At 63.2% G+C, this 14,530-nt stretch carries 15 protein-coding genes; 1 reads left to right on the top strand and 14 read right to left on the bottom strand.

Annotated elements, in window-relative coordinates:
* Positions 1–81: 81 nt before the first annotated feature.
* Positions 82–897: a response regulator gene (locus U5A52_RS24245; protein ID WP_321910054.1), complete on the top strand. Its 816-nt coding sequence runs from the start codon at positions 82–84 to the stop codon at positions 895–897.
* A 94-nt stretch (positions 898–991) separates the two neighbouring features.
* On the opposite strand, the gene U5A52_RS24240 is transcribed toward U5A52_RS24245, so the two are convergent.
* The 14 genes from U5A52_RS24240 to U5A52_RS24175 form a co-directional block, all read right to left on the bottom strand.
* A complete protein-coding gene (locus U5A52_RS24240; protein ID WP_321936525.1) occupies positions 992–1,636 on the bottom strand; it encodes a flagellar basal body L-ring protein FlgH in 645 nt (214 codons plus the stop codon).
* A gap of 163 nt (positions 1,637–1,799) precedes the next feature.
* Positions 1,800–2,639 (bottom strand): hypothetical protein, encoded by an 840-nt coding sequence (locus U5A52_RS24235; RefSeq protein WP_321936524.1) that lies wholly within the window; start codon positions 2,637–2,639, stop codon positions 1,800–1,802.
* A gap of 14 nt (positions 2,640–2,653) precedes the next feature.
* Positions 2,654–2,899: a DUF6726 family protein gene (locus tag U5A52_RS24230; RefSeq protein WP_415774047.1), complete on the bottom strand. Its 246-nt coding sequence runs from the start codon at positions 2,897–2,899 to the stop codon at positions 2,654–2,656.
* Positions 2,896–3,081, bottom strand: a complete 186-nt coding sequence (locus tag U5A52_RS24225; RefSeq protein ID WP_321910051.1) for a hypothetical protein — start codon at positions 3,079–3,081, stop codon at positions 2,896–2,898. The genes U5A52_RS24230 and U5A52_RS24225 overlap by 4 nt, the downstream gene beginning before the upstream one ends.
* A gap of 428 nt (positions 3,082–3,509) precedes the next feature.
* Entirely contained in the window at positions 3,510–4,409 is a 900-nt protein-coding gene (locus U5A52_RS24220; RefSeq protein ID WP_321936523.1) for a hypothetical protein, read from the bottom strand.
* A gap of 230 nt (positions 4,410–4,639) precedes the next feature.
* The gene (locus U5A52_RS24215; RefSeq protein ID WP_321910049.1) at positions 4,640–5,773 is read right to left on the bottom strand and encodes a branched-chain amino acid ABC transporter substrate-binding protein; all 1,134 of its coding nucleotides are present in this window, start codon (positions 5,771–5,773) and stop codon (positions 4,640–4,642) included.
* Positions 5,774–6,101: 328 nt separating this feature from the next.
* Positions 6,102–6,866, bottom strand: a complete 765-nt coding sequence (locus tag U5A52_RS24210; protein ID WP_321936522.1) for a FadR/GntR family transcriptional regulator — start codon at positions 6,864–6,866, stop codon at positions 6,102–6,104.
* Between the two features lie 17 nt (positions 6,867–6,883).
* Positions 6,884–8,395 (bottom strand): alpha-N-arabinofuranosidase, encoded by a 1,512-nt coding sequence (locus U5A52_RS24205; protein ID WP_321910045.1) that lies wholly within the window; start codon positions 8,393–8,395, stop codon positions 6,884–6,886.
* Positions 8,396–8,471: 76 nt separating this feature from the next.
* A complete protein-coding gene (locus tag U5A52_RS24200; protein ID WP_321936521.1) occupies positions 8,472–9,803 on the bottom strand; it encodes an extracellular solute-binding protein in 1,332 nt (443 codons plus the stop codon).
* Between the two features lie 125 nt (positions 9,804–9,928).
* Positions 9,929–10,792 (bottom strand): carbohydrate ABC transporter permease, encoded by an 864-nt coding sequence (locus U5A52_RS24195; protein WP_321936520.1) that lies wholly within the window; start codon positions 10,790–10,792, stop codon positions 9,929–9,931.
* Positions 10,789–11,715 carry a sugar ABC transporter permease gene (locus U5A52_RS24190; RefSeq protein WP_321910039.1) on the bottom strand — a complete coding sequence of 309 codons (927 nt, stop codon included), beginning with the start codon at positions 11,713–11,715 and terminating at the stop codon, positions 10,789–10,791. The genes U5A52_RS24195 and U5A52_RS24190 overlap by 4 nt, the downstream gene beginning before the upstream one ends.
* Positions 11,705–12,793, bottom strand: a complete 1,089-nt coding sequence (locus tag U5A52_RS24185) for a sn-glycerol-3-phosphate ABC transporter ATP-binding protein UgpC (protein ID WP_321936519.1) — start codon at positions 12,791–12,793, stop codon at positions 11,705–11,707. Before U5A52_RS24185 ends, U5A52_RS24190 begins: the two co-directional genes overlap by 11 nt.
* Before the next feature lie 297 nt (positions 12,794–13,090).
* Positions 13,091–13,552, bottom strand: coding sequence for a DUF202 domain-containing protein (locus tag U5A52_RS24180; protein WP_321936518.1), 462 nt, complete (start codon positions 13,550–13,552; stop codon positions 13,091–13,093).
* Between the two features lie 10 nt (positions 13,553–13,562).
* Positions 13,563–14,426 (bottom strand): hypothetical protein, encoded by an 864-nt coding sequence (locus tag U5A52_RS24175; protein ID WP_321910034.1) that lies wholly within the window; start codon positions 14,424–14,426, stop codon positions 13,563–13,565.
* Between the last annotated feature and the right edge of the window lie 104 nt (positions 14,427–14,530).

The following is a 14,530-nucleotide window of genomic DNA, read 5'->3' as shown; positions in this document are numbered from 1 at the left end:
GGTGGCCCGCGCGCCGCGCGGGAAAGGATTGGTAAGGCTGCGGGCCTGTACCGGCTCGTTCTCGTCCCTTACGATTTACGCATGGCAAATAATATCTTTCTCGTCGACGACGATCCGGTCGTGCGCGACGTCACGGCCGAATATCTGCAGATGCGCGGCTTCACCGTCACGACGCTGCCTTCCGTGCGTGCGATGCAGGAGCGGCTGCGCTCCGAGCGGCCGCAGGTTGTCGTGCTCGATATCATGATGCCGGAAGTGGATGGCATCAGCGCGCTGCGCGCGTTGCGCGAAAGCGGCGACGACCTGCCGGTCATCATGCTCACCGCGCGCAATGAAGTCATCGACCGCGTGCTGGGCCTCGAATTCGGCGCCGACGACTATGTTGGCAAACCGTTCGATCCGGGCGAACTGGTGGCGCGCATTCGGTCGGTCATGCGCCGGCGCAGCATTTCGAACCTCACGGGCGCGCCGGAGAGCCGCGAATCGTTTCGCTTCGGCCCTTTCGAGCTCGATTTCCGTTCGCGGGAGTTGTATCGCGATGAGGTTCGTATGCCGCTGCGGTCTAGCGAGTTCGCGTTTCTCAAGCTGTTCGTCAATCACTCGATGACGATTCTTTCACGCGAACGCATTATCGAAATCGTGTACGGGGAAGCGGGGCGGTACCGCAATCGTAGTCTCGACGTGGCGATCTGGCGCTTGCGGCGGCTGATCGAAACCGATCCTTCCGAGCCGCGCTATCTTCAGACGGTATGGGGGCACGGATACGTGTTTGTGCCCGATGGCGAAGTTGGCTTCGCCGAGCGCTTCGGCGAACATGCTCGCGAGCATGAGGGTGAAGCTGGCGGTGAGTACGCCAACGAGTTTGAAGGCGAAATGCCTGATGATGAGGAAGACTGAGCGTTTTATGCCCGGCTTCGTGACCGGTCTGACACGGTTGGCCTTTCCTTGAAACCAGGGAAAGGCCAACGCGACCGGGAATGACCAAAAAGCCTCAGAACGTCAGCACACTAAGAAACATACGCTGCAACCAGCCAACGGTAGTCGCATCGTTGAGCAATCCGCGCCCAACCTGCTCGATCCGCGCGTTGGCGATCTTTCCCGACTCAACGTAATTATCGGCTTCCACGTCATTCGGATTGACGATCCCGGAAAGCCGCAGGCGTTGATGCTCGCCGCTCATCGCAATGATCTTCTCCCCCGAGACCACCAGATTGCCCGTAGGCGTCTTGCTGATGACCGTGACGGCCAATGTGCCGGTCATGTCGCTCGAAAGCGAGTGATTGCCGCTTCCGTTGAACGTAGTCGAAGCCGAGCCGATATTGAACAGGTGCGCGAGCCGTGCCGCCGCGCCGGTCGATTGATCGGCCGCCGTGGCCGTGATGTTGCTCTCGCGCTTGGCGGCGGCGCTCGTGACGTCGTTGCCGCTGTAGGTTTCGGAAAGCCGGATCGTGAGCACGTCGCCGATTCGCTGCGCACGCGGTGTTTCGTACAGCGAGATGGCGGTGCCCGACTGGTAGATCGCGCCGCTGGTGTTGACGTTCAGCAGCGGTTCCGCGAGCGGCGGCGTCATGGGCGTATTGACGATCGACTCCGGCGTCGCGCAGCCAGCGAGCGCAGTGGCGAGCGATGCGCACACCAATACGTACGGCAGGCCTTTCGAGCGAGTCGTGCGGCATGCGCTTGAAATTGAGGATTCCGATTGAACGAATGGCATGGCGGAGTAGTGGGTGCGAGAGTGATTCATCGGATGTAGCGAAATCGGCGGAGTTCGTCCGGGCGGCTGCTCGGCGCGTTCCGATTCAACCTTCGTCGAACTGGCTGAGCTTGAGCGTCTTCTCGCTGCCTTTGCCGCGCAGCGTGGCGGGCTTGAGCAGATACGTGAGCGTCGCGCGCTGGCTGTCGGGCAGCAGGCAGATGGTGATCGTGCTCGACGCGTTCTCCCACACGAGCAGCGGCAGCGAAGGTGCGCCGAGCACGCGCGGTGCACCGTAGCGCGTGGCGAGCAGGTTGCGCAAATCGAACGCCGTGGTCGAATCCACGACGAACGACATTTCATACAGACGCAGCGGGTCGCCGGCTGTGGCGTGCGCAAAGCGCAGGATATGGTCGACCGCGGGCACGCCGTCCACCACGGCTCGCGAAGGCGTCCAGCCTTGCGCCGTGTGGTGCGCCCATCGGCAGGCCACGGTAAGGCTCGTGTAGCTCTTGACTATCATGCCGATGTCGCTGCCCGCGATATCGGTTTCGCAAAGCAGCTCGCTCTCGTGTGGCGTCGCGCGCACCATGTCCGTTTGCCGCAGCGCGCTCAGCGGCGTGCCGAGTGCAATGCCGCGAAACGCGAACGGCGAGTCGTCCGGCGGTGTAACGCGCGCCCGGGTGGCCGATGCAACGGGCGCTGCGCGCCGCTTTTTCGCGGGCGCTGCCGACGGTTTTGCCGCGCTCGCCGCAGAGTCCACGCTCGCAACATTCACCGCGCTCGCAACATTCACCGCGCTCGCCGCTGCCGCAGGGGCGGGGGCCTTCGGCGCGACGTACGTTTGCACGCGCCCTTCGAAATGCGTGTCCGCATGCGCGGACGAGAGCGGCGCGGCCAGGTATGCTGCGCTCAAAATGAAAGCGATCAATGGCGCCCGTTTCATCGGCTGGACCTCGATCAGTCGACCGCCGCCGCGCAAGCGTCGAACGGCACGGCCGCCGGGTGGCCGACCAACGGCACGATCTTCAGCGTGGCCGATGCGACCCGGCATGGAAAGGCCACCACGGCACAGCCTTCGAGCGGCAGGGCGAGGCAGGCGAGGGCAACGGCCGACGCGGCGCGCACCAGATGCGTTGACAACCGTGGCGTCAGGCACATGGGCGAGCGCTGCGTCGGCGTTTCCCGTGACGGCGAAGTGGTCATGCCGAGGTATTGATGTTGTGGCCGAGCGGACCGACCGGCGCAGCCGGATGCAGGGTTTCCTGTTGCGGAAACGGGTTGCCGCCGGTGTTTCCCGTGGTGGAGTTCTTGGTGCTGCGGTTTTCGCCCGACGACGTCAACGAGGACGTGTGCGCAATACTGCTCGAACCGATAGGGCTGGTCATGATGGGCCTCCTTGGCGCAATGGAACAAAAAGAAGGGGCGCGCCGAGAGGGGGGAAGCGCGCCCCGCCTTACGCCGATCGGGGGGCAATCGGCGAGCGGCGAGGCAAATCTTCGCTTCGAGAGCGCTTGCATGAAGCAAGAATCAGCGTGGCGTTTGGCCAATCGCTTACGAGTCCTTCCAGGGGTATACGTATGTGCAAGATTGAATGGCGCACATGCAGCCGGGGGGGCGTGAATACGCGATGCTTTGAGGCGGGTCGGAGGACGACCCTCAGGCGCGATTTGCGCACGCCGGATTGGCGTGCGCTGTCTTGGGCGGGAGAGGGAAAGAAGGTGAATTGAGTGCGAGCGCCCCCAGGCTGCTCAACTCAGCAGCCTGGGACGGTAAGCAGTGGGAAGCAGAAGGGATCACGAGGGCATCAAACGCATCAAACGCCCTTCATGCGCTCCCAGCCGTGGCGAACGGCAGCCTTGAACCTTTCCCAGCCGTTTTCCGGGTAGCGAGATTCCCAATCCGCGCGTGCATTCGGTTCAACGCCTTGCCAGTCGTGTCCGCTATACCGTTCGTCCTGCCCGAGCATTGCGCCGTGCTCGTAAGCTGCGCAATATTCTTCGTAGGACATGCCGGAGTTGGCGTAGTTGGCGGCGTAGTCTTTGCGGACTTCTGTCTCGTATGAGGCGTCGTCGATTGGCGTGCCCATGACAGGGTCGCCTACCAGGCCTCTCGTCGATGTCTGCTGTGCTCCGGCTGCGTTCGCGGTCGCTTCGGGCGCGGTTGCGGCGCGCGTGGTGACCTGCTGCATGCCGCTGACCACGGTTGGCACTGCCGAAGCATACGCAGCGCGCCGTGTCTGCGCCGCCGCCTCGGGCGACGTCGCGTGCAAATTGCCGGGCACTCGCGTCGTGCTTCCTGAGGGCGCGATGTGTGAGGAAGCGCTGTGCCAGGCTTGGCTGCGCTCCTCGATGTCCGCGGCGCCCGCGCAGCGCATGACTTCGCGCGCCAGATTCACCTGCATTTCGGAAACGTCCGCGCTGACGACCGATCCGCCGCGGCGAACGAACTCCCGGTAATCTTCGGTTTCCGGTGGATACGCGCCGTGCGTGAAGAGCCGCGCGAACAGGCGTTCGAGTTGATCGAATACCGGTGTGTGTTGCCCAGGATCACTCAAGCCAGGCGCATACACACGCGGCCCTTTTTCTAGCGGGGCCTCGACCGACATCGAGTAAATGGCGATATCGGCCTGCGCAACGCCTGCTTCGCCTAGTGCTTTTTGCGCGGAACGTGCGCTCCCATAGCTGTCGTAGACGCCCAATACGGTTTGCCTCATGACTGTCTCCCTTCGCTTTCGACATGCGGCGGTATCGCCACGTATGAGCAAGGGCGCAACAGCCATGCCCGGCTACAGGCACGCAAGACACGTCGCAGGTCAATCGCACACAGCGATCTGGCACCCGAGGGTGTTCGAACGGTGGGCGCGCGGGAGATGCACGAATCCGCACTGATGGCCAGGACCAAACAGTGCGGATTCAGCGGGTCCTTCATGGACCCGCGAAGAGATCAACTGCCCGCGATCGTATCGACCGGCTTGAAGTCGCCATGCTGGACCTTGTAGATGGTCACAGGCGCATCCTTCAGGTCGCCGGTCGGGTCATACGAAATCGTCGCCGCCGATACGCCTTTGATCGACAGCTTGTCGAGGTACGGGCCATAGACCTTGGGATCAGTCGAGTTCGCGTTTTTCATCGCGGTGAGAAGCGCCATCGTGCCATCGTACGAGTACGGCGAGTACGTGATGGGGTCCTCGCCAAAGCGTGCCTTGTAGCGCGACGCGTAGCTGGCGAAGCCGGGCATCTTGTCCTTCGGCAGACCGCCCATGTAGACGATCGCCCCTTCGGCCGCGCTGCCGCCGATCTTCAGGAAGGTGGGCGAGCGCGACATTTCACCGGTCACGAACGCCGCCTTGATGCCGAGCTGGCGCATCTTGCGGATCATCGGCGACGACTGCGCGTCGCCGCCGCCATAGAACACCGCATCCGGATTCATGCCCTTCAGATTGGTCAGGATTGCAGAGAAATCGAGTGCCTTGTCGTTCGTGTAGTCACGCTTGACCACGGTGCCGCCGGCGGCTTCGACTGCCTTCGCGAACTCGTCGGCAATGCCCTGGCCGTAGGCGGTGCGGTCGTCGATAATCGCAATGCGCTTGTAGTGCAGCGACTTCACGACATAGGAGCCGACAATGCGGCCAGCCTGCGCGTCGCTCGTCAACAGGCGAAACGTCGTCTTGTAGCCGCGCGCCGTATACACCGGCGAGGTCGCCATCGAAATCTGCGGCAGCCCGGCGCGGTTGTACAGATCGGATGCAGGAATGCTGGTGCCCGAGTTGAAGTGGCCGATGATGCCGCTCACGCCATCGTCGATCAGGCGTTGCGCCACCACGGTTCCCGTGTGCGGATCAGCCTGGTCGTCCTGCGAGTCCAGTTCGAACGATACCGCCTTGCCGCCGATGGTGGGATGCGTGGCGTTGAAATCGTTGATGGCCAGTTGCACGCCCTTTTGCATGTCGGTGCCATAGTTCGACTGCGCGCCCGTGAGCGGCGCGGCAAAGCCAATCTTGACGACATCGGCGTGCGCGGCGGCGGATGAAAATACCCAGGCGACTACAAGTGCGGAGTGCGTTACCTTCAAATTCACTTTTCACTTCCCCTCAGGTGCATGGTGGGCAATGCCGGACATTGCCTGCTTCGGTGCCGGCGAATGCGATCTTGAGTTGTTGCGAACACGCCTGTGAGCTTCGCGCTCGCGCGAGAAGCGTGGCGAGATCGGCGAAGCCAGTCTAGGTAGCGAAAATAGGTACGTCTTGGTCGATTAGGGTTCGACTCGTGACGATTTCGGCATAGTCGGCGCAAGCGGGCGCGGACCAGGGTGCGCACGGGTAGCGGCGGCGCGCAAGCCGTGCGTAGAGGCGGATGGTGCAATCAGCACAATGCGGGCACAGCGCGCGAACGCGTGCCCACCGTCGTCACGGCGCGATCGTATAGCGCAGAATCCGGTCGCGCGACTGTTCGAGCAGGCGCGTCATGGCAGCCGCCGCCGCGTCGGCTTCGCGCGCCACGATATGCCGGCGCACGGCGTCATGCAGTTCGAGGTCTTCGCTCGGCTTCGCGGCCTGGCGCTGCATCATCTCCGACGACACGCGCAGCGCCGCCTTGATCGCATTGCCGATCGTGATGAACATGCCGTTCTGCGAGGCCGTGATGATGGCGAGATGAAACTCGAGATTGGCGTCGGCGGCTGCGCGAATGTCGGAGGCGCCATGCTGGGCTGACTGGCCGTATGCGCTCGCCAGTTCCAGGTACCGGCGCTCGATGATCTGGAAGGTGTCTTCCTTGCCGTGGCGCGCGGCGAGAAAGCTCGCGCGCGGCTCGAAGCAGATGCGCATTTCGAAGATGTCTTCGACGATCTTCGAGTCGAACTGCGCGTTGAGGCGCCACGCGAGCACGTCGCGGTCGAGCAGGTTCCAGTCGGAGAAGGGCAGGACACGTGTGCCGATTTTGGGCGAAACGGCAATGAGCCGTTTGGCCGCCAGCTGTTTGATGGCTTCGCGCAGCGTGGTTCGGCTCACGCCGTAGGCGCTGCACAGTTCGCTTTCGACCGGCAGCGCGTCGCCGGGCGCGAACTCGCCCGAGACCACGCGCATGCCGATAATCTTGGCGATCTGCGTTGTTATATTGCCAACGATCGGTTCGCGCTCGAACATCACTTCCCCTTCATGGACGTCGTGCACAGCGTGTGCGTGCTGTGTTATCGGGCGGTCGTCACAATCACGTTCCACGAGCCCGGCTTGAGCTTCGCGCGCACGCGTTCCCCCTCGACCGACACGGCGTTGTTGACTGCCGGCGCCACTGTAGTTGGCGCCTCCACCGTGTTCACCGCTTTCATGTTGGCATGATACAACTCGAGCGCGTGATCGAGCGTACGTTCGCGGCCGAGTCCACGCAGCTCGACATTCAATTCCATCTCCTCGCTCAGGTGACGATTGAGCGCGAAGAGGGTCGTCGTGCCCGTAGCGCGATCGTCCACGACCGCCGCGCAAAGATAAGGGATCTCCGGAAAGGTTTCCGCTTCGTAGGTGGGCGAATCGATCACCGGCTTGAGCACGCGGCCATGGCCGAATTTCGAGGCCTGTGCGAACGGGTGGAAGATGGTTTGACGCCACGCGCGGCCGCCGGGCTCCGTCATGATCGGCCCGATCACGTTGACGAGTTGTGCGAGACAGGCGGTCTTCACGCGGTCCGAGTTGTTCATCATCGTGATGAGCGCGCCGCCCACGACCAACGCGTCTTCGTGGTTGTAGACCTCCTCGATGAGCCGCGGCGCCTCGGGCCAGCCCGGCTTGCGCAGATCGTTGATGGTGCGCGCCTTGTACCAGACATTCCATTCGTCGAATGAAAGCATGATGCGTTTGGACGAATGCTTGCGCGCGGCCACGCTGTCGGCCACTGAGACAATTTCCTTGATGAACAGATCCATCACTTCGATATTGCCGAAGAATTCGGCGGTCGAATCGCGACGGTTCTCGAAGTAAGTATGTAGCGAAATGAAATCGACCTGTTCGAAGCAATGGTCGAGCACGCGGTCTTCCCACGCGCCATAGGTGGGCATTTCGTGCGTGGAGGAACCGCACGCGGCGAGCTGAATGGTGGGGTCGACCGAGCGCATGAGCTTGGCCGTTTCGAGTGCGGCCCGCCCGTATTCTTCGGCCGTCTTGCGGCAGATTTGCCACGGGCCGTCCATTTCATTGCCGAGACACCAGAACTTGATGTCGTGGGGCCTTTCATAGCCGTGCTCGCGGCGCAGGTCGGAAAGCGCCGTGCCGCCCGGGTGATTGCAATACTCGACGAATCGGCGCGCTTCGTCGGGGCCGCGCGTGCCGAGGTTCACGCCGTACATCGGTTCGATGTCGAGCGAGCGGCACCATTCGATGAATTCGTTCGTGCCGAACTGGTTGGTTTCGGTGGAGTACCAGGCAAGATCGAGGCGGCGCGGGCGCTTTTCTCGCGGGCCTACGCCGTCTTCCCAGTTGTAGCCCGAGAGAAAGTTGCCGCCGGGATAGCGCACGATCGTCGGGCCGAGTTCGCGCGTGAGCGCCATCACGTCCTTGCGGTAGCCGCGCTCGTCGGCGTCCGGATGGCCGGGCTCGAAAATGCCGGTATAGACGCAGCGGCCCATGTGCTCGACGAAGACGCCGAACAGGCGCCGGTCGAGTTCGGAAATGACGAAGTCGCGGTCGACGATGAGGCGGGAAGCGATCATGGTGTTCCTCTATCCATGCTGTAGCGGTGTGAAGTGAGGCGGTGCGCGCCGCGCAGGCGTGCACCGCATGCTGACGTTATCGTGCGAGCAGGGCGTTGGTGCGTTGTTCAGCTTCCTTCTGCACGTCGGCAACCGACTTGCCGGTCGAGAGCATGTTGCTGGTCTCTTCGCCCACGATCTGCTGGATTGCAAACTGGCGCGGCACCGTGTTCGGCAGCGCGTAACCTGTGGCCGAGATCTCCTTGATCTCCGCGCGGTGCGGCAGCGCGTTGAAGCTGGCGCTCGTGATGATCGACTCCCGTGCGGGCAGGTGGCCGGTACGCGCCCAGTCGCCGTCGTGGTCGTAGAGAAACTTGAGGAACACGAGCGCGGCGTGGCGGGTCTTCTCGTCCTTCGCGCCGCCCTTGAGCATGACCCACGAGTGGCCGTCGGCCCACACGGCCTTCTTCTGGTACAGGTTCGGGAACGGCACCACGTCGTAGCCGTTCGCAAGCGGGGAGTCGGGCTTCTTCGCAAGATTCGTGAAGTCCTCGATCATCCATGTGCCGCACATGAGCACGCCCGCCTTGCCGTTTTCGAAGGCCTGATTGGCCGCGCCGTAGTCAAGGCCCGGCGTGATCGAGCCCGCCTTCATGAGCTTGTCGTAGAGCGTGAGCGCGTTGGTGGCGGCCGGCGTGTGCATGTCGATCTTCGTCGGGCCATTGGGGAACAGCGTGCCGTTTTGCTGATAGACCCAGGTGTCGAACGTGCGCGTTTGCGCGGCCGATTCATTGGCGATCGGCACGGCGAAATAGGGCAGACCCGTCTTGGCCTTGAACTGCTTCGCCTGCGCGAGCAGTTCGTCGGGCGTTTTCGGCAGGATGGGTTTGCCGCTCGCGTCGACGAGGCCCGCCTTCTTGAACAGGTTCACGTTGATGTGCCAGAGCCACGAATGCGTGTCGAACGGCAGCGCATAGGTCTTGTCGCCGAACGTCACGGCGCGGTGCGCCTGGGCCGTGAAGTCGCTCTTGTCCACGCCAACCGACTTGAAGCCGTCGTCGAGCGGTTCGACCAGATTGCGCTTCACGTAGTCGCCCAGCACGGCTTCGTGCATGACCGAGATGGTCGGCACGTCGCGGCTCAGAATGCGCGCGTCGAGCTGCGTATAGTAGGGCGCCCACTCGATGATCTGCGGTTTGACGACGATGTCTTCCTTGTTCGTCGCGTTGAACTGGTTCACGAGCGTCGTGATGATGCCGCACTCGCCCGAGGCCTGGCTCACGTCGTTGACCTTGCCGTATTCGGCGTCGCAAGCGCCGAAGAAGCGCGACAGCGTGATTTCCGTTTTGGCCTGGGCCGGCGCGGTCAAACCCGCCGCGAGGCCGAGCGCTGCGAGCGTGAGTACGCCGCGCACCAACGATCTTCTCATGTCTCTCTCCTGTGGAAGATCCAGCTGCCGCGCTGTCGCTGCGCTCCCAGTGGATCATTTTGTTTGTACTACGAATTAATTAAAAATAGAGCGCAACAGATCGAAGCGTGACTCGATGGCGTCGTCTACCGAACCGCGGTGCCGGCCACGGCCGCCACGATGTACTTCTGGAAGAACAGATACAGCACGAAGATGGGCAAGCCGGCGAAGACGGCTTGGGCCATGAGGTAACCAATGCCTTCGGACTGGGCGAAATTGCCTTGCGTGGAAGCGAGCCCAATTGTCAGCGTGTACATCTCGGGCTTCGAGGCGGACACGAGCGGCCAGAGATAGTCGTTCCACGCACTGAGAAACGTGAAGATGGCGAGCGTGGCTTGCGCCGGCAGCGAAAGCGGCAGCACGACGCGCCAGAACACCTTGAAACGCGAAGCATTGTCGAGCAACGCGGCCTCTTCGATCTCGATGGGCACGGCCTTGAAGTACTGCGTCATGAGATACACGCCGAACGGCGAGGCGAGACGCGGCAGAATCAGCGCGCCATAGGTGTTGTGCCAGTCGAGCGAGGCGAAGATATGGTGTAGCGGAATCACGAGCGCCTGCTCGGGCACCGCGAGTCCGCAAAGGCAGAGCACGTAGAGATAACGCTTGCCGGGAAACTCGGTGCGCGCGAAGCCGTAGCCCGCGAGCGAGGCGATGACGAGCGTGAGCAGCGTCTGGCCGATCGAAACGATGAGGCTGTTGACGAGCCACCCACCCACCGCCGAGGTGTTGAGGATGTTCGTGTAGTTCCGCAGCGTGAAAGGCGGCGAGAAGAGCACGTCGGTGTGCTGCTCGAGAAACGCGTTCGGTTTGAACGAGAGGCACAGCACCCAGACGAGCGGCGTGATCCACAGCAGCGCGAGCACCACCACGGCGCCGAGCATCAGTCGGTCGCCCATGCGGCCCGTTAGCGAGCCGCGCGAGCGCGTCTCGAAAGCCAGCGTGCTCATGCCTTCTCCTTCTTGCGCAGAAGCCAGGCCTGCGCAACCACCCCGATCAGCATCAGCGCGAAAAGCACTTGCGCCGCTGCCGCGGAATAGCCGAACGACCATTGGCGGAAGCCGGTTTCGTAGATGAATTGCACGAGCGGGCGCGTGGAGTTGTTCGGGCCGCCGTCTGTGAGCAGCTGGGCCTGGCCGAACAACTGGAACTGCAGCACCGCTTCGATCACTGCCACGAGCGCGACAGTGCGCCAGATGGAAGGCAGCGTGATTTTCGTGAACGTGCGCCAGCGCGAAGCGCTGTCGAGCGCCGCGGCTTCGTAAAGCTCCTGCGGAATCTGCTGGAGCGCCGCGAGAAACAGCATCATCGGCAGGCCCATGATCCACCAGACCGTGACGACGGCGATGGCGGGCAGCGCGGTGGCCTCGTGCATCAGCGGAACGAATTCCGGCAAATGGAGCGCGTGGCTCATGTCGGCGAGCAGGCCGTTGCCGGGCATCATCACGAGCTTCCAGACCAGCGTGACAATTGTGACCGATAACACCGAGGACCCGAAAAACAGCGCGCGCAGCGCTGCGCCGAAGCGGCCGGGGCGGTTCAGCACCAGCGCTAGCGCCAGGCCAAGCAGAACGAAAATCGGGACCGTGAGGATGACGAAGTAGAACGTGTTACGCAACGCGCCGCGAAAAATTGGGTCGAGCGTGAGGTCGAGATAGTTGCGCATGCCGATGAACTCGCTCGTGCCGGCGAGCAGGTCCACGCGTTGCAGGCTGAGCCACCAGCCGAGGCACAACGGGACGATCAGCAACAGCACGTAGACGATCACGAACGGCAGCACGAACAGCGCGTTGGACCATGGCGCGCGCAGGTTGCGCCGCCGGCCGTCGCGCGTTTTTGGCAGCGGGATGGCGAGCGAGCGGTTAGAGGCCATGCCACGCCTTCCCGGTTTCGTCGAACACATGCAGGTGCGCCGCGTCGAGACTCATGCGGATCGTGTCTCCGGTTTCGATATCGAGCTCGCGCGCACGCGGCAACTCGGCCACGAGCAATTGGCCGTTGGGCATGCTCACATGGGCGAGCGAGCGGTCACCGAGCCGCTCGATGACTTCGGCGCGGCCAACCAGCGGCCCTTGCGGGTCCAGCAGCACGTGTTCGGCGCGTACGCCCAGCGTGAGCTTGCCCGCGGGCAGGCTCGCTGTGGCAATGGCCGTGGGCGCGTGCACGCCGTCGAACGGCAGTCCGACGATTAGCCGGCTGCCGTTGTCGCCCACGCGCTCGACATCGATGAAGTTCATGGCCGGCGTGCCGATGAAGCCCGCGACGAAGCGCGTGGCGGGCCGTTTGTAGATCTCGAGCGGCGCGCCGATCTGCTCAATACGCCCGCGGTTCATCACCACGATGCGGGTGGCGAGCGTCATGGCTTCGACCTGGTCGTGCGTGACGAACACCATGGTCGAGTGCAGGCGCTGATGAATGCGCGCCAGTTCGAGGCGCGTGCGGGTGCGCAGCGCGGCGTCGAGGTTGGAGAGCGGCTCGTCGAACAGGAACGCTTCGGGCTCCTTCACGACGGCGCGCCCGATTGCAACGCGCTGGCGCTGGCCGCCCGAAAGCTGGGCGGGGCGGCGCTGCAGCAGCGGGCTGAGTTCGAGCATGCGCGCGGCTTCGTTGATGCGCTGGTCGACTTCGCCAGCGCTCACACCCGTATTGCGCAGGCCGAACGCCATGTTGTCGTACACGGTCATGTGCGGGTAGAGCGCGTAGTGCTGAAACACCATCGCCACGCCGCGCTTGCCCGGAGGCTGTTCGTTCACGCGCCGCTCGCCAATGCTGATCTGGCCGTCGCTCACGGTTTCGAGCCCGGCGATCATGCGCAGCAATGTGGATTTTCCGCAGCCCGAGGGGCCAAGGAAGACAAGGAACTCACCGGATTGAATGTCGAGGTCGAGGCCGGTGATCACCTCGGTTTCGCCATACCGCTTCGTTACGCCGCTCAGTCGGATGCCCGTCACGGTGCCTCCTGTGGAGTAGTCTCGTACCGCCGCTTTTAGTGCGTTGATATTATGAAAAGAGCGGCCACCTAACCCATTCGTGTAAACACTGATCATCCGGCGTCCCAAATAATGGGTTCTATGCGAATTGCGTGAGGGACTGAATTCGCACGTGACGTGGGGGTGTTGATTGATCAAAGAGGGAGGATGCGCTGATTGAAATCAAAATCATTTGGCATCCTGAATAAAGATAAGGTGGTTGTCGTGAAGAAAAAGCGGTTTGACGCGGGTGCCGGCGTTGCCGGTCCCCGTCGGCGATCAGTCCAGCACCAACGTACCGAGCGCAAATGCGCCGAGCGCGGCCACCGCAATCCCGACCCAGTAGGCGAGATTCCATTGCGGCAACAGGCCCTCGCGTCGCAGCGCATTGACGCGGCGCTTATGCTGCACGACCGCGACCAGCAAGGCCACCGTCCCGATCACGACCATCGCCGTGCCGACCGCGCGCGGCGACCACGTTGTGCCGAAATGCCCGACAATGGGCGCGCCCTTCTGGCTTTCCACGTATTCGAAAAACTTCGCGAGCGTAAAGCCGAAGCTGATCATCGACAGCGCGGTGCGCAGCCAGGCCATGAGCGTGCGTTCGGCCGCGAGAAAGGTGCGCTCGATCGCGAGCGAGGTGCGTGCGCGCGTTTGCAGCGTGCCTTCGTCGGGCTTGACGGGCGCCGACAAGTCCGTGTCGGGTATCAAGGGATTCTCGCGGTCATGTGAGGTAGGCATGGCGTGACCTTTAAGGCGTGCCGGATGAAAGCGCTGAGCGGCTGCGTTGCCATTTCACGTACGGAATGGCCAGCATCGTGCACAGGATCAGATAGAGCACCAGCGTGGGTGCGAACTGCTCGCCGGGAAAGTTGACAGCGGAGATGGACAGTGCGATGGCGGGATGGCGCGAGGCGGTGGACAGCGCAAGCACTGATGCGTGCTGCTGCTCGGGCCCGCCGAGCCAGTGCCCGACGATCAGGCCCGCAAGCACGAAGGCAACGATGGCGACTACCGTCCAGTGGCCGGTGGCCACCCAGATTCCATGCCAGGTGCCTGCCAGCAGGGCGAGTATGCCCGCAAACAGCAGTACGGTGGCCACGAGCCGAACGGGCGCGAGCAGGCGCTGTGCGGCGCCTGAAGCGAGCTTCGAGACCAGCACGCCCGCCACGAGCGGGGCGATGATCATGGTCAGCACGATTTTCATGATCGCAACCGGGCCGACCGCTATCGCTTCGGCAAAGAGCCAGTTCAAGAGTGCCACCGAGAGCGGAACCGTGACGATGGAAACCAGCGCAAGCACCACGAGCAAACCCAGGCCGTAGGGCGCGATGCCGCCTGCTTTCTTGTGTTTTCTGGGCAATAGCGGCGGCACCGGCGAGATGGCGAGCGCGATCAGCACGACGGCGGTCGGCTGCGGCAACTGGAGGTAATACACGCACGCGACCACGATGAGCGGCATGATAACCAGCATGGCGATGAGCGAGCGCACGAGCAGGCCGGGCCGGCGTGCGATGTAGAGCAGGTCGTCGCGCGTGGCCTGCAAGCCATACGTGAAGACCGTTCCTGCAATGGCGCACTGGAGCGCGAGGAGAGTCAGGGCCTTGGCGTCCATGGATATCCTGGCACGGCGTGCCCTCGGTGGCGTGCGGACGAACGCCACCCGAGGGCTGCACTAACGCAGTGGCGCGCGAACACGCGCCGCGTGGGCTGACTGGC

The organism is Paraburkholderia sp. J8-2 (assembly GCF_905220195.1).
Classification (GTDB): domain Bacteria; phylum Pseudomonadota; class Gammaproteobacteria; order Burkholderiales; family Burkholderiaceae; genus Paraburkholderia.
The sequence above is the reverse complement of the archived record's forward strand: the minus strand, read 5'-3'. Positions and strand labels throughout refer to the sequence as shown.